The organism is Arthrobacter sp. K410C (assembly GCF_059090105.1).
In genome coordinates, this window is sequence record NZ_JBNHFJ010000001.1 from 608979 (window position 1) to 632718 (window position 23740).

Annotated in this window: 30 protein-coding genes; 3 read left to right on the top strand and 27 right to left on the bottom strand. The window is 63.2% G+C overall.

Annotated features, from left to right (window positions below; translation table 11 throughout):
* Positions 1-19 precede the first annotated feature (19 nt).
* The gene (locus AC5RU7_RS02855) at positions 20-511 is read left to right on the top strand and encodes a DUF2975 domain-containing protein (RefSeq protein ID WP_494050994.1); all 492 of its coding nucleotides are present in this window, start codon (positions 20-22) and stop codon (positions 509-511) included.
* Entirely contained in the window at positions 511-747 is a 237-nt protein-coding gene (locus AC5RU7_RS02860) for a helix-turn-helix domain-containing protein (protein WP_494050995.1), read from the top strand. The genes AC5RU7_RS02855 and AC5RU7_RS02860 overlap by 1 nt, the downstream gene beginning before the upstream one ends.
* On the opposite strand, the gene map is transcribed toward AC5RU7_RS02860, so the two are convergent.
* The 23 genes from map to rpsJ all read right to left on the bottom strand — a co-directional run bounded on the left by map (position 744) and on the right by rpsJ (position 13884).
* Entirely contained in the window at positions 744-1571 is an 828-nt protein-coding gene (gene map, locus AC5RU7_RS02865) for a type I methionyl aminopeptidase (RefSeq protein ID WP_494008925.1), read from the bottom strand. The two genes, AC5RU7_RS02860 and map, sit on opposite strands and share 4 nt — an antisense overlap.
* Before the next feature lie 70 nt (positions 1572-1641).
* Positions 1642-2214: an adenylate kinase gene (locus tag AC5RU7_RS02870; protein WP_494051350.1), complete on the bottom strand. Its 573-nt coding sequence runs from the start codon at positions 2212-2214 to the stop codon at positions 1642-1644.
* Between the two features lie 5 nt (positions 2215-2219).
* Positions 2220-3530, bottom strand: a complete 1311-nt coding sequence (gene secY / locus AC5RU7_RS02875) for a preprotein translocase subunit SecY (RefSeq protein ID WP_494050996.1) — start codon at positions 3528-3530, stop codon at positions 2220-2222.
* A 216-nt stretch (positions 3531-3746) separates the two neighbouring features.
* Positions 3747-4223 (bottom strand): 50S ribosomal protein L15, encoded by a 477-nt coding sequence (rplO, locus tag AC5RU7_RS02880; protein ID WP_009358730.1) that lies wholly within the window; start codon positions 4221-4223, stop codon positions 3747-3749.
* Positions 4224-4430, bottom strand: coding sequence for a 50S ribosomal protein L30 (rpmD, locus tag AC5RU7_RS02885; protein ID WP_009358731.1), 207 nt, complete (start codon positions 4428-4430; stop codon positions 4224-4226).
* A 2-nt stretch (positions 4431-4432) separates the two neighbouring features.
* Positions 4433-5149 (bottom strand): 30S ribosomal protein S5, encoded by a 717-nt coding sequence (gene rpsE / locus AC5RU7_RS02890; RefSeq protein ID WP_133345796.1) that lies wholly within the window; start codon positions 5147-5149, stop codon positions 4433-4435.
* Positions 5146-5529, bottom strand: a complete 384-nt coding sequence (gene rplR / locus AC5RU7_RS02895) for a 50S ribosomal protein L18 (protein WP_133345794.1) — start codon at positions 5527-5529, stop codon at positions 5146-5148. The genes rpsE and rplR overlap by 4 nt, the downstream gene beginning before the upstream one ends.
* Before the next feature lie 2 nt (positions 5530-5531).
* Positions 5532-6068: a 50S ribosomal protein L6 gene (rplF, locus tag AC5RU7_RS02900; protein WP_009358294.1), complete on the bottom strand. Its 537-nt coding sequence runs from the start codon at positions 6066-6068 to the stop codon at positions 5532-5534.
* 18 nt (positions 6069-6086) lie between these two features.
* The gene (gene rpsH, locus AC5RU7_RS02905; protein ID WP_043454616.1) at positions 6087-6485 is read right to left on the bottom strand and encodes a 30S ribosomal protein S8; all 399 of its coding nucleotides are present in this window, start codon (positions 6483-6485) and stop codon (positions 6087-6089) included.
* A gap of 80 nt (positions 6486-6565) precedes the next feature.
* On the bottom strand, positions 6566-7147 hold the full coding sequence (gene rplE / locus AC5RU7_RS02910) for a 50S ribosomal protein L5 (protein WP_009358297.1): 582 nt from the start codon (positions 7145-7147) through the stop codon (positions 6566-6568).
* Positions 7147-7509, bottom strand: coding sequence for a 50S ribosomal protein L24 (gene rplX, locus AC5RU7_RS02915; RefSeq protein WP_494050997.1), 363 nt, complete (start codon positions 7507-7509; stop codon positions 7147-7149). Before rplX ends, rplE begins: the two co-directional genes overlap by 1 nt.
* Before the next feature lie 3 nt (positions 7510-7512).
* Positions 7513-7881: a 50S ribosomal protein L14 gene (gene rplN / locus AC5RU7_RS02920; protein ID WP_009358299.1), complete on the bottom strand. Its 369-nt coding sequence runs from the start codon at positions 7879-7881 to the stop codon at positions 7513-7515.
* A 647-nt stretch (positions 7882-8528) separates the two neighbouring features.
* Entirely contained in the window at positions 8529-8834 is a 306-nt protein-coding gene (gene rpsQ, locus AC5RU7_RS02925) for a 30S ribosomal protein S17 (protein ID WP_009358300.1), read from the bottom strand.
* Positions 8831-9160: a 50S ribosomal protein L29 gene (gene rpmC / locus AC5RU7_RS02930; protein ID WP_009358301.1), complete on the bottom strand. Its 330-nt coding sequence runs from the start codon at positions 9158-9160 to the stop codon at positions 8831-8833. The genes rpsQ and rpmC overlap by 4 nt, the downstream gene beginning before the upstream one ends.
* A gap of 2 nt (positions 9161-9162) precedes the next feature.
* On the bottom strand, positions 9163-9579 hold the full coding sequence (gene rplP, locus AC5RU7_RS02935; protein ID WP_009358302.1) for a 50S ribosomal protein L16: 417 nt from the start codon (positions 9577-9579) through the stop codon (positions 9163-9165).
* Entirely contained in the window at positions 9580-10413 is an 834-nt protein-coding gene (gene rpsC, locus AC5RU7_RS02940; protein WP_009358303.1) for a 30S ribosomal protein S3, read from the bottom strand. It abuts the gene before it with no gap.
* Positions 10414-10779 carry a 50S ribosomal protein L22 gene (rplV, locus tag AC5RU7_RS02945; RefSeq protein ID WP_009358304.1) on the bottom strand — a complete coding sequence of 122 codons (366 nt, stop codon included), beginning with the start codon at positions 10777-10779 and terminating at the stop codon, positions 10414-10416. It abuts the gene before it with no gap.
* A gap of 38 nt (positions 10780-10817) precedes the next feature.
* Entirely contained in the window at positions 10818-11099 is a 282-nt protein-coding gene (gene rpsS / locus AC5RU7_RS02950) for a 30S ribosomal protein S19 (protein ID WP_018773666.1), read from the bottom strand.
* Between the two features lie 12 nt (positions 11100-11111).
* On the bottom strand, positions 11112-11951 hold the full coding sequence (rplB, locus tag AC5RU7_RS02955) for a 50S ribosomal protein L2 (protein ID WP_009358305.1): 840 nt from the start codon (positions 11949-11951) through the stop codon (positions 11112-11114).
* A 29-nt stretch (positions 11952-11980) separates the two neighbouring features.
* Positions 11981-12286, bottom strand: coding sequence for a 50S ribosomal protein L23 (gene rplW, locus AC5RU7_RS02960; protein ID WP_009358306.1), 306 nt, complete (start codon positions 12284-12286; stop codon positions 11981-11983).
* Positions 12283-12903, bottom strand: a complete 621-nt coding sequence (gene rplD, locus AC5RU7_RS02965) for a 50S ribosomal protein L4 (protein ID WP_133345792.1) — start codon at positions 12901-12903, stop codon at positions 12283-12285. The genes rplW and rplD overlap by 4 nt, the downstream gene beginning before the upstream one ends.
* Before the next feature lie 4 nt (positions 12904-12907).
* Entirely contained in the window at positions 12908-13558 is a 651-nt protein-coding gene (rplC, locus tag AC5RU7_RS02970; protein ID WP_133345790.1) for a 50S ribosomal protein L3, read from the bottom strand.
* Between the two features lie 17 nt (positions 13559-13575).
* Positions 13576-13884, bottom strand: coding sequence for a 30S ribosomal protein S10 (rpsJ, locus tag AC5RU7_RS02975; protein ID WP_003803825.1), 309 nt, complete (start codon positions 13882-13884; stop codon positions 13576-13578).
* Between the two features lie 402 nt (positions 13885-14286).
* On the opposite strand from rpsJ, the gene AC5RU7_RS02980 reads away from it, so the two are divergent.
* A complete protein-coding gene (locus AC5RU7_RS02980; protein WP_494050998.1) occupies positions 14287-15726 on the top strand; it encodes a GH1 family beta-glucosidase in 1440 nt (479 codons plus the stop codon).
* A gap of 51 nt (positions 15727-15777) precedes the next feature.
* Here AC5RU7_RS02980 and AC5RU7_RS02985 read toward each other — a convergent pair whose 3' ends face one another.
* The 4 genes from AC5RU7_RS02985 to fusA form a co-directional block, all read right to left on the bottom strand.
* Positions 15778-15903 carry a hypothetical protein gene (locus AC5RU7_RS02985; RefSeq protein ID WP_494050999.1) on the bottom strand — a complete coding sequence of 42 codons (126 nt, stop codon included), beginning with the start codon at positions 15901-15903 and terminating at the stop codon, positions 15778-15780.
* Positions 15904-15932: 29 nt separating this feature from the next.
* Entirely contained in the window at positions 15933-19235 is a 3303-nt protein-coding gene (locus AC5RU7_RS02990; RefSeq protein WP_494051000.1) for a hypothetical protein, read from the bottom strand.
* A gap of 884 nt (positions 19236-20119) precedes the next feature.
* The gene (gene tuf, locus AC5RU7_RS02995; RefSeq protein ID WP_009358310.1) at positions 20120-21310 is read right to left on the bottom strand and encodes an elongation factor Tu; all 1191 of its coding nucleotides are present in this window, start codon (positions 21308-21310) and stop codon (positions 20120-20122) included.
* A gap of 247 nt (positions 21311-21557) precedes the next feature.
* Positions 21558-23672, bottom strand: a complete 2115-nt coding sequence (fusA, locus tag AC5RU7_RS03000) for an elongation factor G (RefSeq protein WP_494008932.1) — start codon at positions 23670-23672, stop codon at positions 21558-21560.
* Positions 23673-23740: the final 68 nt, after the last annotated feature.

Sequence of the window (23740 nt, forward strand, 5' to 3'; positions counted from 1 at the left end):
GCTCGATAAAGGAGAGTTCATGGGAAAGCTGGCGATCCTCGCGCTGCGCATCGTCATCGCGCTGGTTTTGGCTGGTTCACTGTTCGTCCAGGTGTGGATGGTGCCGCTGGTGTCCATCGACCTCCAGGAAGCCGGAGCCCCGGACGGGCTGCGCATCGCGTTCCTGGCGATTGTGGTCCTGGGGATCATCTGCGTACAGATCACGGCGGTATGTGTCTGGCAGTTGTTGACCATGGTCCGGCGGGGAACGGTCTTCTCCCACGGGGCCTTCCGCTATGTGGACATCATCTTCTGGGCTATCGCCGCGGCGGCCGTCCTTGTCTTCGGGATTGCCGTGCTGCTGGCTCCCGGGGAAGTCGCGCCCGGCATCGTGCTGCTGATCTGCGGCGCTGCCCTGATGATTGGCGGCGTGGCACTGATTGTCCTGGTGCTCCGGACCCTCCTGGCCCAGGCTGTGGCGCGTGATGCCGAGGCCAAGCACCTGCGCGACGAACTCGACGAGGTGATCTGATGGCCATCATCGTGGATATCGACGTGCTGCTGGCCAAGCGAAAAATGCCCGTGGGGGTGCTGGCGGAGAAAGTGGGCATCACGCCGGCCAACCTGGCGGTGCTAAAGAACGGACGCGCCAAGGCCGTGCGCTTCACAACGCTTGAGGCGCTGTGCGAGGTGCTGGAATGCCAGCCCGGCGATCTGCTCCGATGGGAACCGGACGGTCAGGCAGGCACTCCCCCTGCGGATAGCTAGGGGATCGGCACTGGGGTGACGCCGAGCGGGACAAGGTGCTCCGCGCCGCCGTCGGGTGCTGACAGCACCCAGATGCCTTTCTCGTGCACCGCCACGGAGTGCTCCCACTGGCAGGAGCGCTTGCCGTCGGTGGTGACCACTGTCCAGTCGTCCTCGAGCACTGCAGTTTCAATGCCGCCGCGGACCAGCATCGGCTCGATGGCCAGGCAAAGGCCGGGCTTGATCCTGGGGCCGCGGTGGCTGGTGCGGTAATTCAGGACGTCGGGGGCCATGTGCATCTCGGAGCCGATGCCGTGCCCCACGTAGTCCTCCAGGATGCCCAGCGGCTTGCCGGGCACTGACGAGACATAGTCGTCGATGGCGGCCCCGATGTCGCCCACATGCGTCCCGGTGGCCAGGGCTGCGATCCCACGCCACATGGCCGCGCGGGTGACGTCGGAGAGCCGCTGGTCCTCCGAATCGGGTGTGCCCACGATGACGGTCCGGGCCGAGTCGGAGTGCCAGCCGTTGACGATCGCACCACCGTCGATGGAGATGATGTCGCCGTCCTGCAGCACGCGGCTGCCCGGGATGCCGTGGACCACTTCCTCGTTCACGGAGGTGCAGATGGTGGCAGGGAAGCCGTGGTAGCCGAGGAAGTTGGACTTGGCGCCGGCCTCATTGAGCACGGCAGCGAAGACGTCGTCGAGGTGCTTGGTGGTGACGCCCGGCACAGCGGCGGCAACGGCTGCATCAAGGGCCCGGCTCAGGACCAGCCCGGCCTCGTGCATGGTGCGCATCTGGGCGTTGTTCTTGAGTTCGATGCGGGGCTGGCGGAAGCCCATGGTGTGTCCTTTCAAATGGCTGAGGCTCCTCCCCTGTTCCGGGAGGAGCCTCAGAAAAACGGTGCCTGGATCAGGCTGCTGCCTGTGCCGCCTTGATGGCCTGCATCACGCGGTCGGTCACGTCATCGATGGCGCCGATGCCGTCAACCTGGGTGAGGATGCCGCGCTCGGCGTACTTGGCCACCACGGCTTCGGTCTGCTCGTGGTAGAGGTCAAGGCGGTGGCGGATGACGGCTTCGTTGTCGTCGCTCCGGCCCGTTTCCTTGGCCCGGCCCAGCAGGCGGTGCACCAGTTCCTCATCGTCGGCAGTGAGCTGCAGGACGACGTCGAGCTTCTCGTCGCCCTTGGCGAGGATCTCGTCGAGGTAGTCCACCTGCGCGGTGGTGCGCGGGTAGCCGTCCAGCAGGAAGCCGTTTTCGACGTCGGCCTCGCTGAGGCGGTCACGGACCATCTTGTTGGTCACGCTGTCCGGAACGAAATCCCCGTTGTCCATGTACTTCTTGGCCTCGATGCCAAGGGGCGTTTCGCCCTTTACATTGGCGCGGAAGATGTCGCCGGTGGAGATCGCCACAACGCCGAGGCGCTCTGAAATCCGCTCCGCCTGCGTTCCTTTTCCGGAACCGGGAGGTCCAATAATCAGCATTCTCGTCATCGCAAAAGCCCTTCGTAGTGACGTTGTTGTAGCTGCGCATCAATTTGCTTTACGGTCTCCAGGCCAACGCCCACCATGATCAGGATCGAGGTGCCACCGAACGGGAAGTTCTGGTTTGCGTTGATCAGTACCAGTGCCACCAGCGGAATCAGTGCAACGAAGCCCAGGTAGAGGGCGCCGGGCAGGGTGATCCGGGAGAGCACGTACTGCAGGTAGTCAGCGGTCGGCTTGCCGGCGCGGATACCTGGAATGAAGCCGCCGTACTTCTTCATGTTGTCGGACACTTCTTCAGGGTTGAAGGTGATCGCGACATAGAAGTAGGTAAAGAAGACGATCATGGCAAAGTACAGAACCATATAGATCGGCTGGTCGCCGCGGACCAGGTTGTTGTTGATCCATTCGACCCACGGCTGGAGCTGCTCCCCCTGTTGCGGCTGGTTGAACTGCGCAATCAGGCCGGGCAGGTAGAGCATGGAGGAAGCGAAGATTACCGGGATAACACCGGCCATGTTCACCTTGATGGGAATGTAGGTGCTGGTGCCGCCCACGGTCCGGCGTCCGATCATCCGTTTGGCGTACTGCACCGGAACGCGGCGCTGTGACTGCTCCACGAAGACCACCAGTGCCACGGTCAGCAGGCCAATGGCGAGGACGGTGAAGAACGTGGCCGGTCCCTGCGAGGTCCAGATGGCACCCAGGGACGTGGGGAACGTCGCTGCAATCGAGGTGAAGATGAGCAGGGACATGCCGTTGCCCACGCCCTTCTCGGTGACGAGCTCGCCCATCCACATGATCAGGCCGGTGCCGGCCGTCAGCGTGATGATGAGCAGGATGGTGGTGATGACGCTGTCGTCAGGGATGATCGGTAGCGCACAGCCGGGAAGCAGCTGGCCCGACCGCGCCAGGGACACCAGGGTGGTGGCATTAAGCAGGCCCAGGGCGATGGTGAGGTACCGCGTGTACTGGGTCAGCTTGGACTGGCCCGACGCGCCCTCTTCGTACAGCTGCTGGAAGCGGGGAATGACCACCCGGAGCAGCTGGACGATGATGCTCGCCGTGATGTACGGCATGATCCCCAGGGCGAAGATGGACACCTGGAGCAACGCGCCGCCGCTGAACAAGTTGACGAGCTGGTACAGCCCGCCGGCCGTCTGACCGTTCTGCAAACATTGCTGGACATTCTGGTAGTCCACACCAGGCGAGGGAATGAAAGCACCCAAGCGGAAAATGGTGATGATTCCCAGCGTGAACAACAACTTGCGTCGCAGATCAGGCGTGCGAAAGGCCCGGCCAAATGCGCTAAGCAAGCGTCCTCCTGTGGTGTTTATAAGAGTGGTGTGATGGGGCCCAATAAATCCCAACAACCGAGTCTAACGGTTGGATGCGCCATGCGAACAATCCGGGGAAGCGCTGCTGCGCCGGATGGCGGGAAAAATACGGCCTGCGGATGTGAAAAACTCCCGATGACCGGGGCGTTGGCCCCGGTCATCGGGAGTTGAACAACGGGCTGTCGCCCACCGGCTCTAGAGAGCGGTGGTGCTTCCGCCTGCTGCTGCAATCTTTTCAGCGGCGCTGGCCGAGAATGCGTGGGCGGTGACGTCAACCTTGACGGTGATGTCGCCGGTGCCCAGCACCTTGACGGGCTGGTTCTTGCGAACGGCACCCTTTTCGACCAGGTTCTCCACGGTGACAGTGCCACCTTCGGGGAACAGCTCGTTGAGCTTGTCCAGGTTCACAACCTGGAACTCAACCCGGAACGGGTTCTTGAAGCCACGCAGCTTGGGCAGGCGCATGTGCAGCGGCAGCTGGCCGCCGGCAAAGCCAGCCTTCACCTGGTAGCGGGCTGCCGTACCCTTGGTACCGCGACCGGCGGTCTTACCCTTGGATGCCTCACCACGACCAACACGGGTCTTGGCGGTCTTTGCACCCGGGGCGGGACGCAGGTGGTGAACCTTCAGGGCGTTCTGCTTTTCAGCCTGAGCCTTTTCGTTCTCTGCCATTTACTTCGCCTCCTCTACCTTTACCAGGTGCGGAACCGTGTTGAGCATCCCGACGGTCACGGCGTCGGCGGTGCGGACAACAGTGTGTCCGATCCGCTTCAGGCCGAGGGACCGCAGGGTGTCGCGCTGGTTCTGCTTGCCGCCAATGGCGGACTTGATCTGAGTGATCTCCAACTGCGCGTCGGAGGGGACCAGGTTCTTAGCCATGACTAAACACCTGCCTTCGGAGCCAGGAGGGCCTTCACCAGTGCCTGCGGAGCGATCTCGTCCAGCGGCAGGCCGCGGCGTGCTGCCACGGATGCGGGCTCTTCGAGGCGCTTAAGGGCATCAACTGTCGCGTGGACGATGTTGATGGCGTTGGAGGAACCGAGCGACTTGGAGAGGATGTCGTGGATGCCCACGCACTCCAGTACTGCACGGACCGGGCCACCGGCGATAACACCGGTACCGGCGGAAGCCGGACGCAGCATTACGACGCCGGCAGCGGCTTCACCCTGAACGCGGTGCGGGATGGTGTTGCCAACGCGGGGAACGCGGAAGAAGGACTTCTTGGCCTCTTCAACGCCCTTGGCGATAGCAGCGGGAACTTCCTTGGCCTTGCCGTAGCCCACGCCGACCATGCCGTTACCGTCACCAACGACGACCAGTGCGGTGAAGCTGAAGCGACGACCACCCTTGACCACCTTGGAAACGCGGTTGATGGTGACAACGCGCTCTACGAACTGGTTCTTTTCGGCTTCACGGCCACCGTCGCGGCCGCCACGGCCACCGCGGTCGCCGCGGCCCTGGCCGCGGTCGCCACGCTCGCCACGACGGGCGCCACCACGGCGGTCGTCGGCAGCGGGGGCAGTGGTCTCAGCAGCTGCGGCTTCGGGAGCCTTCTGATCTGCAGACACAGTGTCCTTTTCCTTGTTTGCTTCGGTCACAGTGACAGCCCACCTTCGCGTGCACCGTCAGCGACGGCGGCAATACGGCCGTGGTACTTGTTACCACCACGGTCGAAGACAACTGCCTCGACGCCGGCAGCCTTGGCACGCTCGGCAACGAGCTCGCCAACGCGCTTGGCCTTGGCAGTCTTGTCACCGTCGAATGCACGGAGGTCGGCTTCCAGAGTGGACGCGCTTGCTACGGTCTGGCCAATGCTGTCATCGACAACCTGGACAAATACGTGGCGGGCGGACCGGTTGACCACCAGGCGGGGGCGAACGGCCGTTCCTGCAATGCGCTTGCGGATACGAAGCTGGCGGCGGCTGCGGGCGGCAGCCTTGCTCTTGTTCGTGCGCTTCTTGTTAATGGCGATGGCCATGGTTACTTACCAGCCTTTCCGACCTTGCGGCGGATAACCTCGCCGGCGTAACGGATGCCCTTGCCCTTGTACGGGTCAGGCTTCCGCAGCTTGCGGATGTTGGCAGCAACTTCGCCGACCTGCTGCTTGTTGATGCCTGAGACAGAGAGCTTGGTCGGTCCCTCTACTGCAAAGGTGATGCCGGCAGGAGCCGACACATTGACCGGGTGGCTGAAGCCCAGAGCGAACTCCAGGTCAGATCCCTTGGCCTGAACGCGGTAACCGGTACCGACGATTTCAAGCTTCTTCTCGTAGCCTGCGGTGACGCCCTGGATCATGTTGGCGATCAGGGTGCGGGTCAGGCCGTGGAGCGAACGGGAGGCGCGCTCGTCGTTCGGGCGGGTGACGGTCAGGGTGTTGTCTTCCAGGGCAACCTCGATGGGGCTGGCCACAGTGTGGCTCAGTTCGCCCTTGGAACCCTTGACGCTGACGACAGAGCCGTCAACCTTGACCTCAACGCCGGCAGGAACGGTGATGGGGAGACGTCCAATACGTGACATTATTCTCTTCCTTTCCCGTTACCAGACGTACGCGAGGACTTCGCCGCCCACGCCCTTCTTGCCGGCCTGCTTGTCAGTCAGGAGGCCGGAAGAGGTGGACAGGATTGCGATACCCAGGCCACCCAGCACGTGCGGCAGGTTGGTGGACTTCGCGTAAACGCGGAGACCCGGCTTGGAGATGCGGCGAACACCGGCGATGGAACGCTCGCGGTTCGGACCGAACTTGAGCTCGAGGGTCAGCTTCTTGCCGACCTCTGCGTCCTCTTCCTTCCAGCCGGCGATGAAGCCTTCGGCCTTGAGGATGTCGGCAACGCGAGCCTTGAGCTTGCTGTAAGGCATAGACACGGTGTCGTGGTATGCCGAGTTTGCGTTACGCAGGCGCGTAAGCATGTCTGCGACAGGATCTGTCATTGTCATGGTGGGCTCTTGCCCTTCCTCGTAACGGTTTCCGCCGTCTGCTTCTGATGAAGCCGGCGGCCGGACCTTTTACGTAGTAATTAAGCTTCGGTCTTGAACGGGAAACCAAGCGCCTTGAGCAGCGCGCGGCCTTCGTCGTCGGTCTTGGCAGTGGTCACAACCGTGATGTCCATACCGCGGACGCGGTCGATCTTGTCCTGGTCGATTTCATGGAACATAACCTGTTCGGTCAGACCGAAGGTGTAGTTGCCGTTGCCATCGAACTGCTTGCCGCTGAGGCCGCGGAAGTCGCGGATACGGGGCAGCGCCAGGGTGACCAGACGGTCCACGAATTCCCACATGCGGTCGCCGCGCAGGGTAGCGTGTGCACCGATGGGCATGCCTTCGCGCAGCTTGAACTGTGCGATCGACTTGCGGGCCTTGGTAACCTGCGGCTTCTGGCCGGTGATCTGGGTGAGGTCGCGGACGGCGCCGTCGATCAGCTTGGAGTCCTTGGCGGCATCTCCAACACCCATGTTCACAACGACCTTGACGAGGCGGGGAACCTGGTTCACGTTCGCGTACTTGAATTCATCCTGGAGCTGGGCCTTGATGGATTCTGCGTACTTGGTCTTCAGACGAGGAACGATCTTCGTTGCCGGAGTCTCGAGAGTCTCAGTCATTAGATGTCCTTCCCGGTGCTCTTGGACACGCGGATGCGGACGGTCTTCGTGGCGCCGTCCTTCTCTACGGTGTCGAGGCGGAAGCCCACGCGGGTCGGCTTCTTGGTCGACGGGTCAACCAGCGCCACGTTGGAGATGTGGATCGGGGCTTCAACAACCTCGATGCCACCGGTCTTGGTGCCGCGCTGCGACTGACCGACCTTGGTGTGCTTGGTGACGCGGTTGATGCCTTCAACCAACACGCGGTTGGTGTCGGTGAAGACGCGCAGGACCTTGCCCTGCTTGCCGCGGTCGCCGCCGCGCTCAGCCTTGGCGCCAGTGATGACCTGGACCAGGTCACCCTTCTTGATCTTTGCAGCCATGGACTAGAGCACCTCCGGAGCCAGAGAAACGATCTTCATGAACTTCTTGTCACGGAGTTCACGACCAACCGGTCCGAAGATACGGGTACCGCGGGGGTCACCGTCGCCCTTCAGGATCACAGCTGCGTTCTCGTCAAACTTGATGTAGGAACCATCCGCACGGCGGCGTTCCTTCTTGGTACGGACGATGACTGCCTTGACAACATCGCCCTTCTTTACGTTGCCGCCCGGGATTGCATCCTTGACGGTGGCGACAATGACGTCACCGATGCCTGCGTAGCGACGGCCGGATCCACCGAGAACGCGAATGGTAAGGATTTCCTTAGCACCCGTGTTGTCGGCGACCTTGAGTCGCGACTCCTGCTGAATCACTATTTACTCCTTGCGTCGCGCCGGTTCTCAGACCGAAAATCTTCCTACGGAATGAGCCTTGCGGAACGGTTGATCGGGGTGTCTCTTGACCTGCCTGGATTTTGCCAGACCAGGCCTAAACGCCCGTGCCAGAAGCAGTTGCTCCCATCTGTCCAGGACGGATCCCGGGCGCACAGGGGCACTATGCTGTGGCACGCTTGTTTACGAGTTTGGTGAACGGCGCACGAAAGGCGCCATACAAACTCAAAATCCTAGCACAGATTGGCCTGTTCCCCATATCACCGCAGGCCGCTCCCCCGCAAGCAACACGACGTCACCACCAACGCTCTCCCACTTATAGTGCGCATTCTTCCAACGCCCTCTCACTTATGGCGGTTACCCCACCAACCCGGGCTCCCTCGCGTAAAGAAAGTGAGCGCGGCTCTGTCTGGAAGCAACCACAAGTGAGCGCGCGTCACAAGGAAAGGGACGACGGCGTCACGCACGGCAGTCTTTCGGCCCGCCGAAGGTGCCGCTCCCCCGCAAAGCCGCGGCACCTTCCGTCGTAAGCCCACCAGAAGCGTGCACCGCCTGACGCAGGGTTGCCTTAAACGAGGCAGCCCCCGCTCCCGGTGGGAGCAGGGGCTGCAACAGCGAAGCAGCAGGTGCTACTTGGCCTTCTCGAGGATTTCCACGAGCCGCCAGTTCTTGGTGGCGGACAGCGGACGGGTCTCGGCGATGACAACCAGGTCGCCGATGCCGGCGGTGTTGTTCTCATCGTGTGCCTTGACCTTGGAGGTACGGCGGATGACCTTGCCGTACAGGGCGTGCTTCACGCGGTCCTCAACCTGGACAACGATGGTCTTCTCCATCTTGTCCGAGACCACGTAGCCGCGACGCGTCTTGCGGTAACCGCGCTGCTCAGCCGTGGCTGCGGTAGCAGTTTCCGTCACGTTCTGGTCCTTTTCACTCACTTGGCATCCTCCTCGGTTTCAACCGTTTCAGCCTTCTCGGCCTTCTTGGTTGCAGCCTTCTTGGACTTCTTCTCTTCCTTGGCTTCCACAACCGGTGCGGCAACCTCGGCACGGATGCCCAGCTCGCGCTCACGGAGAACGGTGTAGATGCGGGCGATGTCCTTCTTTACCGCGCGCAGGCGACCGTGGTTCTCCAGCTGACCGGTGGCGGACTGGAAACGCAGGTTGAACAGCTCTTCCTTGGCCTTGCGGAGTTCTTCAACGAGACGCTCGTTGTCGAAACCGTCCAGCTTTGCGGGAGCCAGATCCTTGGATCCTACTGCCATTTCTATTCACCACCCTCGCGACGCACGATGCGTGCCTTCAACGGCAGCTTGTGGATTGCCAGGCGCAGGGCCTCGCGAGCTACCTCTTCATTGACACCGGCGAGTTCGAAGAGAACCCGGCCCGGCTTGACGTTGGCGACCCACCATTCGGGCGAACCCTTTCCGGAACCCATGCGGGTTTCGGCAGGCTTCTTGGTCAGGGGACGGTCCGGGTAGATGTTGATCCAGACCTTACCGCCACGCTTGATGTGGCGGGTCATCGCGATACGAGCGGACTCGATCTGACGGTTGGTGACGTATGCCGGGCTCAGGGCCTGGATGCCGTACTCACCGAACGAGACCTTGGTGCCGCCCGTGGCAGCGCCGGAACGACCCGGGTGGTGCTGCTTACGGTGCTTGACTCGACGTGGGATAAGCATTTAAGCCTGTCCTCCTTCTACTGCTGCAGCGGGTGCAGCCTCACCTGCCGGTGCTTCGGCAGCAGGAGCTGCGTCAGCGGCCGGACGGTCGTTGCGACGGCGGCGATCGCCACGGTCAGCGCCACCCGGGCGGCCCGGACGGTCGCCGGAGCGGCCGCGGGACGGGGCGGAAGCAGCCTGGGCGGCCAGTTCCTTGGCAGTGACGTCACCCTTGTAGATCCAGACCTTCACGCCGATGCGGCCGAAGGTGGTCTTGGCTTCGTAGAAGCCGTAGTCGATGTTCGCGCGGAGGGTGTGCAGGGGCACACGGCCTTCGCGGTAGAACTCCGAGCGGGACATTTCAGCGCCACCCAGTCGACCCGAGCAGGCGATACGGATGCCCTTGGCACCGGCACGCTGCGCGGACTGCATGGCCTTCTTCATGGCGCGGCGGAATGCCACACGCGAAGTCAGCTGCTCTGCAACGCCCTGGGCAACAAGCTGGGCTTCCATCTCGGGGTTCTTGACCTCGAGGATGTTCAGCTGGACCTGCTTGCCGGTGAGCTTTTCGAGCTCGCCGCGGATGCGGTCTGCTTCCGCTCCACGGCGGCCGATGACGATGCCGGGACGGGCCGTGTGGATGTCCACGCGGACGCGGTCACGGGTGCGCTCGATCTCGACCTTCGCGATGCCGGCGCGCTCCATGCCCGTGGACATGAGCTGGCGGATGCGGATGTCTTCGCGAACGAAGTCCTTGTACCGCTGGCCGGCCTTGGTGCTGTCAGCGAACCAGTGCGATACGTGATCGGTGGTGATGCCGAGTCGGAACCCGTGCGGGTTTACTTTCTGTCCCACTTAGCGAGCCTCCTCTTTCTCCGGGGTAGCGACTACCACGGTGATGTGGCTGGTGCGCTTCTTGATCTGAAATGCACGACCCTGGGCGCGCGGCTGGAACCGCTTCATGGTCGGGCCTTCATCAACAAACGCTTCGCTGATGATGAGGTCACCTTCGTCAAACGCCACGCCGTCGCGGTCCGCGAGGACCCGGGCGTTGGAGATTGCCGACTGTACTACCTTGAATACCGGCTCCGAAGCTGCCTGCGGGGCAAACTTCAGAATTGCCAGAGCCTCATTCGCTTGCAATCCACGAACAAGGTTGACGACGCGCCGGGCCTTCATAGGCGTTACGCGGATGTGGCGCGCAATTGCCTTGGCTTCCATTGCTTTCCTTCTCTCGTCTATGACGTAAGCGCAGGCGCCTAGCGGCGCTTGCCCTTACGGTCGTCCTTGACATGGCCGCGGAAAGTCCGCGTGGGAGCGAATTCGCCGAGCTTGTGCCCGACCATCGACTCAGTGACAAACACCGGGATGTGCTTGCGTCCGTCGTGTACGGCGATCGTGTGTCCGAGCATGTCGGGGACGATCATCGAACGGCGGGACCAGGTCTTGATGACGTTCTTGGTGCCCTTTTCGTTTTCCCTGGCTACCTTCACAAAGAGGTGCTGGTCAACGAAAGGACCTTTTTTCAGGCTGCGTGGCATGTGTCCAGGCTCCTATCGCTTGTTCTTGCCAGTACGACGGCGACGCACAATAAGCTTGTCGCTCTCTTTGTTGGGGCGCCGGGTGCGGCCTTCCCGCTGACCGTTCGGGTTGACGGGGTTACGACCACCGGAGGTCTTACCTTCACCACCACCGTGCGGGTGGTCAACCGGGTTCATGGCGACACCACGGACGGTCGGGCGAACGCCCTTCCACCGCATACGGCCGGCCTTGCCCCAGTTGATGTTCGACTGCTCGGCGTTGCCGACCTCGCCGACGGTTGCGCGGCAGCGCACGTCAACGTTGCGGATTTCGCCGGAAGGCAGGCGCAGCTGGGCGAAGCGGCCTTCCTTGGCAACGAGCTGGATGGATGCACCGGCGGAGCGGCCCATCTTGGCGCCGCCACCCGGACGCAGTTCAACTGCGTGGATAACGGTACCCACGGGGATGTTGCGCAGGGGCAGGTTGTTGCCGGGCTTGATGTCAGCGTTGGCACCTGCTTCCACGAAGTCACCCTGGGACAGCTTGTTCGGGGCGATGATGTAACGCTTGGTGCCATCAACGTAGTGCAGGAGCGCGATGCGGGCCGTACGGTTCGGATCGTACTCAATTTCGGCTACGCGGGCGTCAACGCCGTCCTTGTCGTGGCGACGGAAGTCGATCAGACGGTACTGGCGCTTGTGTCCGCCACCCTTGTGACGGGTGGTGATCTTACCGGTGTTGTTACGGCCGCCCTTCTTGGGCAGCGGACGTACCAACGACTTTTCCGGCGTCGACCGCGTGATTTCGATGAAGTCCGCTACGCTCGAGCCACGACGGCCCGGGGTAGTCGGCTTGTATTTACGGATTCCCATAATTTATTTCCTCGTTAAAGTGGTCTCCGCTACGAGAGCGGACCGCCGAAGATGTCGATGGTGCCTTCTTTGAGGGTGACAATCGCACGCTTGGTGTTCTTGCGGGTACCCCATCCGAATTTGGTGCGCTTGCGCTTACCGGCACGGTTGATGGTGTTGATCGATTCGACCTTGACGGAGAAGATCTTCTCCACGGCCAGCTTGATTTCGGTCTTGTTCGACCGGGGGTCCACCAGGAAGGTGTACTTGCCCTCGTCGATCAGGCCGTAGCTCTTTTCCGACACGACGGGTGCAAGCACGACGTCGCGGGGATCCTTGATGGTGGCTGCGCTCACTTGGCATCCTCCTCGTTCTTAGCTGCCTTGGCGGCAACGAATGCGTCGTAGGCAGCCTTGGTGAAGACAACGTCATCAGACACGAGAACGTCGTAGGTGTTCAGCTGGTCTGCGTACAGAACGTGAACACCGGCGAGGTTGCGCACGGACAGTGCAGCAACGTCGTTGGCGCGCTCGATGACAACCAGCAGGTTCTTGCGGTCGGAAACACCGCGGAGCGTTGCCAGTGCGGTCTTGGCCGAAGGCTTGTCGCCTGCAACCAGCTCAGAGACAACGTGGATGCGTCCGTTGCGGGCCCGGTCAGACAGTGCGCCGCGCAGGGCAGCAGCAATCATCTTCTTGGGGGTGCGCTGGCTGTAGTCACGCGGGGTGGGACCGTGGACAATGCCACCGCCGGTCATGTGCGGAGCACGGATCGAACCCTGGCGGGCGCGGCCGGTACCCTTCTGCTTGAACGGCTTGCGTCCTGCACCGGAAACTTCAGCGCGGGTCTTGGTCTTGTGGGTACCCTGGCGAGCAGCAGCGAGCTGGGCAACGACAACCTGGTGCAGCAGCGGCACGTTGGTCTGGACGTCGAAGATCTCTGCAGGCAGGTCAACCTGGACAGTGTTAGCCATTGAACTAGGCTCCCTTCACGGCGGTGCGTACGAGTACGACCTGGCCGCGGGCGCCGGGAACGGCACCCTTGATCAGGAGCAGCGACTTCTCGACGTCAACCGCGTGAACCGTCAGGTTCAGCGTGGTGTGACGAACGGCGCCCATGCGGCCGGCCATTTTCATGCCCTTGAAGACGCGGCTCGGGGTGGATGCACCACCGATTGAACCGGGCTTACGGTGGTTCTTGTGGGCACCGTGGGAAGCTCCAACGCCGTGGAAGCCGTGACGCTTCATAACACCGGCGAAGCCCTTACCCTTGGTGGTGCCTACGACGTCGATCTTCTGGCCGGCTTCGAAGAGCTCTACAGAGAGCTCCTGGCCCAGCTCGTACTCGGCAGCATCTGCGGTACGAAGTTCGACGACGTGACGGCGAGGCGTGACGCCTGCCTTTTCAAAGTGACCAGCCAGCGGCTTGGTGACCTTGCGGGGATCGATCTGGCCGTAGCCGATCTGAACGGCGACGTAGCCATCAGCTTCTGCGTTGCGCAGCTGGGTGATGACGTTCGAGTCTGCCTGGACCACAGTGACGGGGATGAGCTTGTTGTTCTCGTCCCAGACCTGGGTCATGCCGAGCTTCGTGCCCAGCAGGCCCTTTACGTTACGGGTTGCGGTCATAGTTTCTCAGCACCTCCCTACAGCTTGATTTCGATGTTCACGTCAGCCGGCAGGTCGAGACGCATGAGCGAGTCAACAGCCTTCGGCGTGGGATCGATGATGTCGATAAGACGCTTGTGCGTGCGCATTTCGAAGTGCTCGCGGCTGTCCTTGTACTTGTGCGGAGAGCGGATAACGCAGTACACGTTCTTCTCCGTCGGCAGCGGCACGGGGCCCACTACCGTTGCGCCTGCGCGCGTGACCGTCTCAACGATCTTCCGTGCTGAAACGTCAATGACCTCGTGGTCGTATGACTTCAGCCGGATGCGGATTTTTTGTCCCGCCATGTCGCCTGACTCTCTTTCAGTCTGTGCTTCCCCGGTTTAGGGCTGCCCTGTTCACTTTCCTGTTGTATGTGGCTGCCGAAGCATTTGAAGTCGTAACTACCACCCGCCGCACAAACTGAATCCGGATGGATCCGGGTTCCTCACCTTGCCGGCGTAACCGACCCCCGCGGTCGGGCGTGTCGCGCTCAACACGCATACAAATCCGCAATTCCATTGGGGTGGGTTATGTTTGGTCTTCAACTTGGACCCTGCATCCGGCATTATCCGGATCGGGACGCGAAGAAGCGCTTGAACAACTCATCTAGTATGCCGGAAATCCCCGGCAGATGCGAATCGTCCCTCGTGGGGCCGGGGCATGGCGGGATCATTGCCCTTGGCTGCATCCGAATGGATGATAAGGACATGACGCTGGAAAGCACTGAATCGGTGACGGAACTGGCCGGCCGGATGCCGCCGTCGTTCACCCTTGGCGTGGCGGCGGCCGCCTTCCAAATTGAAGGCGCCCTCGGTGAAGGGGGCCGGGGGCCCTCCGGCTGGGACGCGTTCGCGGAGAAGCCCGGCGCCATTGTGGACGGCCACTCCCCCGCCATGGCCTGCGACCATTACAACAGGTTGCCGGAGGATGTGGCGCTGCTGCAGGACCTGGGCGTGGATTCCTACCGCTTCTCGCTTTCGTGGCCGCGGATCCAGCCGGACGGCCGGGGCAGTTTTAACCCGGAAGGACTGGACTTCTACGACCGGCTGATCGACCAGCTGCTGGAGGCTGGCATTTCCCCCATGGCCACGCTGTACCACTGGGACACGCCCCTGCCCCTTGAGCACCGCGGCGGCTGGCTCAACCGGGAGACCGCGGAACGCTTTGGCGAGTACGCCGCTGCAGCCGCCGGGCGCTACGGCGACCGCGTGGCCCAGTGGGTCACGCTCAACGAGCCTCTCTCGGTAACCCTGAACGGCTATGCCCTGGGCGTCCATGCCCCTGGCCGGGCGCTGATGTTCGATGCCCTCCCGTCCATCCACAACCAGCTGCTGGCGCACGGGCTGGGCGTACAGGCACTCCGGGCTGCCGGCGTAACCGGCGGCGTTGGGGTGACCAACCTCCATGCCCCCGTCCGGCCCGCCAGCCGGAGCATCGGCGACCGGATGGTGGCCCGGATGTACGACCTGCTGATGAACCGGATCTACGCCGACCCTGTCCTGCTGGGCCGCTACCCGCACCTTCCCCTGTACGCCCGGCCGTGGCTGCGCTCGATTGGCCGCATCTCCGACACCGACCTGCGCACCATCCACCAGCCGCTGGACTTCTACGGACTGAACTACTACTTCCCGGTCAAGGTAGCTATTGGCCGCGGTGTGACACCCATCCCTGCCGAACCGGACGAAGCAGTTGTCACCCTCCCGTATCACGAGGTGGGCTATCCGGAACTTGACCACACCGGATTCGGCTGGCCGGTGGCCCCCGAACATCTGGGCATCCTGCTCAAGGAACTCCAGGACCGGTACGGGGACGCCCTCCCGCCTGTCTACATCACGGAAGGCGGTGCGAGTTTTCCGGAGCCGGACAAGGTTGAGGGCACCCTCCAGGACGAGGAGCGGGTGCAATACCTGGCCACCCACCTGCGCGCTGCCCTCGATGCAACCTCCCCGGGCGGCATGGCTTCAGGCGTTGACCTGCGGGGCTATTACGTGTGGACACTGATGGACAACTTTGAGTGGGCTGCCGGCTACTCCCAACGGTTCGGGTTGGTCCACGTTGACTTTGAGACGCAGCAGAGGACCCCGAAACAGTCCTTCTACTGGTACCAGGCCCTTTCGCGGGCGCGGAAAACCCGGGCCGGCCAGTAGCCCGGGCCCGCACGGTATTTCCTTATCAGCCGAGGCCGGCAGAGCGGCCTGCTACTGGTTCTTGTTTGCCCGGTTGATTCGCTTGGCCCGGTCGATCTCGTGGCGGAAGTGCCTCTTGGCCCAGAACACGCCAGCCACCACCGCGACCACGATGATCAGGAAAATAAGCCATCCCATGATGATCTCCTCTCGATGCTGCCACATTATCAGGGGAGCTTCTGTGCGGGGCCGTCCTGCCCGCCAGCCGATTCAGTGCCCGCGCTGAGGTTGAGGCGCCACATGGCAAAGGCAATCAGTCCGACGGCGACAATCGCCAGCAGCGCGAAGGTGTACTCCCGCATGGCCCACAAGATGCAGGCAGCAATGCCGCCGGCACCCCAACGGACAAAGAACCGGTCCCCAAGGACCAGGCCTGCCACCAGCAGCGCGGCCAGCAGGAGCAGGAGCCACAACTGCTGGCCCCCAGCCCCGCTCATAACCACGCCGGCGCCGGACAGGGTGAGCAGGACAGCCGATGCCGTTGCATATGCCCGGCCAGGCCCGTGCTGCCCTGCCCGGTACCGCAAGGCGGCGAGCAAGGCTCCCAGCGCCACGTACCACTGGGCTGCCCAGAAGGGGTCCGGCAGGCTCCCCGTGTCCAGGCGGAAGAGGGCCGCCCTCTGGACCGCGGCGGCCACTGCCACCGACCCAATTTCCGCCGCTACCCGGCGCACTGTTGCCGGCACTTCACACACGGCGACTCCGGCAGCACAGGTTAGCAGGGCAGCAGCGCACCACGCTGTTGAATCCGCCGGGAGCCCGGCCAGCGCGGCGGTGCCGAATCCCAGGAAGGATGCGCCCGCCAAAGACCAGCGGCGCAACGGCTCCTCGACCCGGCGGGAGGCCCGGGCCTGCCGCAGCGCATACAGGGCTGCGGCCGCCAGTCCCGGGCCGGCCAGCCACGGAAGATAGCGGCCCCAGTCCCCACCAAGTCCGTCAAACACTGAGCCTGCAAGCATGAACGCGCCGGTGAGCAGCGCTGCCGCCGCGGGCGGGTACAGTGCCGGGATCCGTTCAACATGCGAGGCAATAAACAGGACAGCGGCCAGGGCAAGGACGGCGGCCCCGGAAACCCAGCCCGCCGCCTCCGGTGCAACCAGCAGGGCAGTGCCCGTGAAAGATACTGCTGCAACAAGCCACAGCCAGTGCTCCACCCCCGCAGGTGCAGCGTTGCGCCGGTTCCCCACCACGCCTGCCCCCGCTGCCAGGAGGCCCAGGAGCATGAGCACCACTGAGGTTTCCGTGTATCCGAGCAGTGGCACTGCCCCAAAGGTAGCGAACGGACCGAGCGCAAGCACCCCGAACAACAGGGCGTAGAGGCCGAAGTACAGCGCACCGGGGGCAACAAACAGACGGCGGGCCAGCGCAGCGGATACCAGCAGCAGCGCCAGCTCCAGGAACAGGACGCCGCGGCCCCCGCTTTCGCCCGCCTGGCCGTAGCGGAGGGCGTACCCCAGGGGCAGCAGGGCCTGCCCGGCCAGCGTAATCCACACGGCTGCCTGCTGGAACGGCACCGATTGCAGGCTGGACCGCAGGACCCACCGCACCGCATGCTGGGCCGCAAGGACTGAGGCGAACGTCAGGGACACCGCTGCCGGCGAAGCAGTGATGTCGTAGCTGAGGACCACCGCCAGCGCAGCCGTCAACACACGGGCTGCTACGAAGTACCACCCTTTCTGCAGCGGGGAGGACGTAACCGGCACCATGACCGCAGCGAACAGCGCGAAAATGCCCACCAACACCTCTATGAGGAGCAGGTTGCCGGACGAGAGGTAGACGAGGACAACGAATAACGCCGGCGCAAACCATTCAGCACCACCTTCACGCCGCAGTACGTACCCGGCCAGCACGGCCGATCCGGCTGCTACGGCCGGCACCAAGACGGCCTGCCAGCTGCCTTCTCCCAGCGGAGCCATCATGGCGCCTATCAGCTGCACCACGAGCACCAGGCCGACATCAGCGGTTGTACCGCCCGGCGTGCGCCGCAGGAGGTATGCACCCAGGACAAGGGCCAGCTGGAGTCCCAGAGCCACGGCCAGCACGGTGGCCGGCAGAACCTGCTCCCCGGCCAGGACCGGTACGGCCCCACTCTGCGCCAGCTGCCCGAACACCGTCAGCACCAGGATCGTGCCCGTAACTCTCGCCAGCCACCAGTAACTCCAGCGGTGCAGGCGGCCGGGCAGCGTCAATGCGATAGCGGCCAGATACGCGAGCATCAGCACCAGCGCAATGTTTCCCGCGCCGGTGGAAACCAACCGGAAGGCGAACTCCACCATGACGGCAGAGACCACCAGCGGCAGCAGCTCCCCAACGGCGGGACGCCAGCCGCCTGGACTGGCAGGACGCCGGATCAACATCAGACCGGTGGCGACAGCTGCCAGCAACTGCAACAGGATCGCCACCATGGTCAGGAGATTTCCGCGGGTGGCGTCGACCGACGCCAGGACGGCGATCCCCACGACACCGAGGTCTGAAAAAACGGCCAGTGTGGCTTGGGAAGCGGGGACACTGTGCCCCAGGCGCTGCAGTGCCGCGGACAGCAGCTGCTGGCAAACGGCCGCCGCAGCGACGCCGAACCACACTGCGTGGTTCTGCAGAGCCCCCTCGGTGAGCGCCGCGGCCGCTGCAGGAACTGCCACGGTAGCGGCAACCCTTCCGTTCAGCACCAGCAGCCCCCGCCGTTCCTCCCCCTTCCGGAGCGCTCTCCCAAGCCAGATGAGCGACGCCAGCAACGGCACCGCCGCAAACGCCCACTCCCCCAGCACCGGGCTGAAGAACCATGCCAGCCCCAAGGGGGCGAACGGTGCCAGTTCAGCGCCGCCCCGGAACCTTGCAGCCAGCACGAAGCTGGCCAGCAGCAGAATCAGGAGCGGCAGCCATAGCGCTACCGGGCCGTCGCCCGGCCCGGAGGCAGCGGCCGTCCCCCGAAGCGCTGCGACCGAGGCGATTGCCGCCGTTACCGCGAACTGCGCTGCATGTGTCAGGAGCGCGTCAAAGCGCCACCACCCGGCACCCCGCAAAGTGCCGTCGTCGGGCACCTTTGGTTGCCTGACCGGCCGTCCTGTCCCGGCGGCCTCGCTTGGAAACCAGTCGGCCAGGACGCGGCCGCCAAACGCGGTTGCGGTGGACTGCAGCGCCAGGAGCAGTCCAGCGGCGAACAACGCATCTGCCCCGTGGCCCGTGAGTTCCCACACCACCACGCTGCCGGACACAGTCAGTGCCACCCGCGCAGCATAGAAATGTAACAGCCTGAACGGGGCGCTCCGGACGGCGGTCATCACCCCGAAGTACACCCCGCAGACACCGAGGACCAGGGCGTAGTCCCACCTCGCCAGCAGCAGCGGGAAGAAGGTGGATGCCAGGGCAACCGCCGGAACCACTAGAGGGTGGAGTGTGGACAAGGGTCCGGTGAAGACGGGAGGAAGCCATCCCGGCCGCAGCAGCGACACCACGGTAAACAGCACGGCCACGCCCGTTTAGTGCAACGAAGTACCAAACGAGGGCCCCGCCCAGCACGGCAATGCCAGACCACGCTGTGGAAACGACGAATGTCAAGGACAGGTACACCAGGACCCTGCTCTCGAGCCGAAGGGCGGCGGCAATGTAGGCGAGGGTTCCGGCGAGGGACGTCAGCAGCCACACCGCGGGTCCGTGGAACAGCACGAAGTTATACAGGGCCAGGCCGATCACGGGAATCAGCGCGAGGCCCGTACCGGTGAACGCCACGGCGGCTGGCCTGAGCCGGTGAACCCTGCGGTGAAGGACCAGTCCCGAGGCATAGAACAGGGCCGCCACCGCGCAGACGCCGGCGAAGCGGAACAGCGGCGCCAGCCCGGTCCCCACGAACAGCGCCGCTGCCGCAACAAGCAGGAGGCTGGCAACGTATAGGGTGACGTTGATGTTCTGCCGGTCCCGGCGCTCCCGGCGGGCCTTGCGTTCTTCGTCGGACTCGGCGGGACGTGCCGGCCTGGCAGGATATGCCCGCTGCCGGGCCGGCGGCAACACTTTCCCGGCAGGCTGCTGCCGGGCAGGCGGCTGGGGCGGGGGCGGCGTCCCTCCAATGACTGGTGCGGGCATCCGGGGCACGGGCTGGGCCGGCGGCGCCGACTTCCACTGCTGCTCCTGGGTGACCTTCGCCATCGCAACCCGCCACCCCTGGAGGTGGCCGTCCCGGTACCCCGCCTCATAGGATGCATCCCTCATGCCGCGACCTCCCGCTAGGCAGTGCTGTACGACTGCAATTTATCCAATGACTGGATAAGTTCTAGCAAGAGAAAGCCCCGCTGCACATGGCAGCGGGGCTTTCTGTGGATTATGCGGGGCGGTGCCCCGATGATCCGTTGATCAGCAAGGACTACTTGATGATCTTGGTGACGCGTCCCGAACCAACGGTGCGGCCGCCTTCGCGGATAGCGAAGCCGAGGCCCTCTTCCATAGCGATGGGCTGGATGAGCGCAACGGTCATCTCAGTGTTGTCGCCGGGCATAACCATTTCCGTGCCCTCGGGCAGGGTGATAACGCCGGTAACGTCCGTCGTACGGAAGTAGAACTGCGGGCGGTAGTTCGAGTAGAACGGGTTGTGGCGTCCGCCTTCGTCCTTGGAGAGGATGTAGACGTTGGCCTCGAAGTCGGTGTGCGGGGTGATGGAACCCGGCTTGACGACAACCTGGCCACGCTCGACGTCGTCGCGCTTCAGACCGCGGAGCAGGAGGCCACAGTTCTCGCCGGCCCATGCTTCGTCGAGCTGCTTGTGGAACATCTCGATACCGGTAACCGTGGTCTTCTGGACCGGGCGGATGCCGACGATCTCGACCTCGGAGTTGATGGCGAGGGTTCCACGCTCGGCGCGGCCCGTAACAACGGTTCCACGACCGGTGATGGTGAAGACGTCTTCGATCGGCATCAGGAACGGCTTGTCGCGGTCACGAACGGGGTCCGGAACGGACTCGTCCACAGCAGCCATCAGGTCCTCGACGGACTTGACCCACTCGGGATCGCCTTCCAGGGCCTTCAGGCCGGAAACGCGAACAACCGGAGCGTCGTCGCCATCGAAGCCCTGCGAGCTCAGGAGCTCACGAACTTCCATTTCAACGAGGTCGAGAAGTTCCTCGTCCTCAACCATGTCAGCCTTGTTCAGCGCGACCAGCAGGTAGGGAACACCAACCTGGCGGGCGAGCAGAACGTGCTCGCGGGTCTGTGCCATGGGGCCGTCGGTAGCAGCAACCACGAGGATTGCGCCGTCCATCTGGGCAGCACCGGTGATCATGTTCTTGATGTAGTCAGCGTGACCGGGGGCGTCAACGTGTGCGTAGTGACGCTTCTCGGTCTGGTACTCCACGTGGGAGATGTTGATGGTAATACCGCGCTGACGCTCTTCGGGAGCAGAGTCGATCGACGCGAAGTCGCGCTTCTCGTTGAGATCCGGGTACTTGTCGTACAGCACCTTGGAAATGGCGGCCGTCAGCGTCGTCTTACCGTGGTCAACGTGACCGATGGTGCCGATGTTGACGTGCGGCTTAGTCCGCTCGAACTTTGCCTTTGCCACAGGTTCCTCCTAGAACGATTTCAAATGGCTTGCCCTCTAACCGCGCTTCTCGCGGCAGAAACTCAGGCAAGTCTACTTGGGGGCTTTGGATTGGTGAAATTGCAGATTCAGGAACTAATACTAGTCCCTTGAGCCTGTTCGTACAGGTGGCCGGATCCGGCCGGGACCAAGCCGGCCACCTGTACTGGCTGCGCTTTCCGTTTCCGGCCCGCGCACCCGGGATGTTCGCTTTGAGAATCCGTGAGGACTACTCGCCGCGGCTCTTCTGGATGATCTCGTCGGCAACAGCCTTCGGGACCTCGGCGTAGCTGTTGAACGTCATGGAGTACACAGCACGGCCCTGGGTCTTCGAGCGCAAGTCGCCGATGTAGCCGAACATGCCGGACAGCGGAACGTGCGCACGAACAACCTTGACACCCTGTGCATCCTCCATGGACTGCATCTGGCCACGGCGGGAGTTGAGGTCACCGATAACTTCACCCATGTATTCCTCAGGGGTGCGGACTTCAACATCCATCAGCGGTTCGAGCAGGACGGGGTTCGCCTTCCGTGCAGCTTCCTTGAAAGCCATACGGCCAGCGATCTTGAACGCCATTTCCGAGGAGTCAACGTCGTGGTACGCGCCGTCAACCAGCGTGGCCTTGATGCCCACAACCGGGTAACCGGCCAGGACGCCGTCGTTCAGCGCATCCTGGATACCTGCGTCAACAGACGGGATGTACTCGCGGGGAACGCGGCCACCGGTGACCTTATTCTCGAACTCGTACAGCTCGCCCTCGGCGGTGTCCAGCGGCTCGATCGCAATCTGAATCTTTGCGAACTGGCCCGAACCACCGGTCTGCTTCTTGTGGGTGTAGTCGTGGCGTTCCACGGCCCGCTTGATGGTCTCGCGGTAGGCGACCTGGGGCTTGCCCACGTTTGCCTCGACCTTGAACTCGCGGCGCATGCGGTCCACCAGGATGTCCAGGTGGAGCTCGCCCATGCCGGCGATGATGGTCTGGCCGGTGTCTTCGTTGAGGGACACCTGGAAGGTGGGGTCCTCAGCGGAGAGCTTCTGGATGGCTGTGGACAGCTTCTCCTGGTCACCCTTGGTGTTCGGCTCGATGGCGACAGAGATCACGGGCTCAGGGAAGCTCATGGACTCGAGCACGATCTGGTGGTTGGCATCGCACAGGGTGTCACCCGTGGTGGTGTCCTTCAAACCGATGGCTGCGTAGATGTGGCCGGCGGTAGCGCCCTCAACAGGCATTTCCTTGTTGGCGTGCATCTGGAACAGCTTGCCGATGCGCTCCTTCTTGCCCTTGGTGGAGTTGACCACCTGGGCACCTGCTTCCACGTGACCGGAGTACACGCGGATGAAGGTGAGTTGGCCGAAGAAGGGGTGCGCAGCAATCTTGAAGGCCAGTGCGGAGAACGGCTCTTCGGCGGAAGGCTTGCGGGTCAGTTCCTTCTCTTCGTCGCGAGGGTCGTGGCCGACCATCGGGGGGACGTCGAGCGGGTTCGGCAGGTAATCGACAACTGCATCGAGCATCGGCTGAACGCCACGGTTCTTGAACGCGGAACCGCAGAAGATCGGGTAGAGCTCGGAGTTGATCGTCATCTTGCGGATGCCGGCCTTGAGCTCGTCGATCGAGATCTCTTCACCTTCGAGGTACTTCTCCATGAGTTCCTCGGAGGACTCCGCGACGGTCTCAACCAGGTTCGCGCGGTACTCTTCGGCCTTTTCCTGGAGGTCAGCCGGGATCTCACGAATCTCGTACTTCGCGCCCATGGTCACGTCACCCTTGGCATCGCCGGGCCACACCAGTGCACGCATGTAGAGCAGGTCCACGACGCCGATGAAGTCGTTCTCGGCACCGATGGGGAGCTGCATGACCAGCGGCTTGGCACCGAGGCGGCTGATGATGGTGTCTACGGTGAAGTAGAAGTCAGCACCCAGCTTGTCCATCTTGTTGACGAAGCAGATACGCGGGACGTTGTACTTGTCAGCCTGGCGCCACACGGTCTCGGACTGCGGCTCAACGCCTTCCTTGCCATCGAAGACGGCAACGGCGCCGTCGAGGACGCGCAAAGAGCGCTCTACCTCAACGGTGAAGTCAACGTGGCCGGGGGTGTCGATGATGTTGATCTGGTTGTTCTCCCAGAAGCAGGTCACGGCGGCAGACGTGATGGTGATGCCGCGTTCCTTTTCCTGTTCCATCCAGTCAGTGGTCGAAGCGCCGTCGTGCGTTTCGCCGATCTTGTGGTTCACACCCGTGTAGAACAGGATGCGCTCGGTTGTGGTGGTCTTGCCGGCATCAATGTGGGCCATGATGCCGATGTTGCGGACCTTACTAAGGTCGGTAAGCACGTCCTGTGCCACGGGGTCTCCTTTTGGGATGGACTACGCGTTCGCCGCCGGCTCTTTTGAGCCGGCGGCGTCCGGGGAGT

Excerpts from the sequence above, each read along its gene's own strand:
- AC5RU7_RS02855 (WP_494050994.1), top strand. The coding sequence starts at position 20 with ATGGGAAAGCTGGCGATCCTCGCGCTGCGCATCGTCATCGCGCTGGTT.
- AC5RU7_RS02860 (WP_494050995.1), top strand. The coding sequence starts at position 511 with ATGGCCATCATCGTGGATATCGACGTGCTGCTGGCCAAGCGAAAAATG.
- map (WP_494008925.1), bottom strand. The coding sequence starts at position 1,571 with ATGGGCTTCCGCCAGCCCCGCATCGAACTCAAGAACAACGCCCAGATG.
- AC5RU7_RS02870 (WP_494051350.1), bottom strand. The coding sequence starts at position 2,214 with ATGCTGATTATTGGACCTCCCGGTTCCGGAAAAGGAACGCAGGCGGAG.
- rplO (WP_009358730.1), bottom strand. The coding sequence starts at position 4,223 with ATGGCAGAGAACGAAAAGGCTCAGGCTGAAAAGCAGAACGCCCTGAAG.
- rpmD (WP_009358731.1), bottom strand. The coding sequence starts at position 4,430 with ATGGCTAAGAACCTGGTCCCCTCCGACGCGCAGTTGGAGATCACTCAG.
- rplR (WP_133345794.1), bottom strand. The coding sequence starts at position 5,529 with ATGGCCATCGCCATTAACAAGAAGCGCACGAACAAGAGCAAGGCTGCC.
- rplF (WP_009358294.1), bottom strand. The coding sequence starts at position 6,068 with ATGTCACGTATTGGACGTCTCCCCATCACCGTTCCTGCCGGCGTTGAG.
- rpsH (WP_043454616.1), bottom strand. The coding sequence starts at position 6,485 with ATGACAATGACAGATCCTGTCGCAGACATGCTTACGCGCCTGCGTAAC.
- rplE (WP_009358297.1), bottom strand. The coding sequence starts at position 7,147 with ATGACTGAGACTCTCGAGACTCCGGCAACGAAGATCGTTCCTCGTCTG.
- rplX (WP_494050997.1), bottom strand. The coding sequence starts at position 7,509 with ATGGCTGCAAAGATCAAGAAGGGTGACCTGGTCCAGGTCATCACTGGC.
- rpmC (WP_009358301.1), bottom strand. The coding sequence starts at position 9,160 with ATGGCAGTAGGATCCAAGGATCTGGCTCCCGCAAAGCTGGACGGTTTC.
- rplP (WP_009358302.1), bottom strand. The coding sequence starts at position 9,579 with ATGCTTATCCCACGTCGAGTCAAGCACCGTAAGCAGCACCACCCGGGT.
- rplV (WP_009358304.1), bottom strand. The coding sequence starts at position 10,779 with ATGGAAGCCAAGGCAATTGCGCGCCACATCCGCGTAACGCCTATGAAG.
- rpsS (WP_018773666.1), bottom strand. The coding sequence starts at position 11,099 with ATGCCACGCAGCCTGAAAAAAGGTCCTTTCGTTGACCAGCACCTCTTT.
- rplB (WP_009358305.1), bottom strand. The coding sequence starts at position 11,951 with ATGGGAATCCGTAAATACAAGCCGACTACCCCGGGCCGTCGTGGCTCG.
- rplD (WP_133345792.1), bottom strand. The coding sequence starts at position 12,903 with ATGGCTAACACTGTCCAGGTTGACCTGCCTGCAGAGATCTTCGACGTC.
- rplC (WP_133345790.1), bottom strand. The coding sequence starts at position 13,558 with ATGACCGCAACCCGTAACGTAAAGGGCCTGCTGGGCACGAAGCTCGGC.
- rpsJ (WP_003803825.1), bottom strand. The coding sequence starts at position 13,884 with ATGGCGGGACAAAAAATCCGCATCCGGCTGAAGTCATACGACCACGAG.
- AC5RU7_RS02980 (WP_494050998.1), top strand. The coding sequence starts at position 14,287 with ATGACGCTGGAAAGCACTGAATCGGTGACGGAACTGGCCGGCCGGATG.
- AC5RU7_RS02985 (WP_494050999.1), bottom strand. The coding sequence starts at position 15,903 with ATGGGATGGCTTATTTTCCTGATCATCGTGGTCGCGGTGGTGGCTGGC.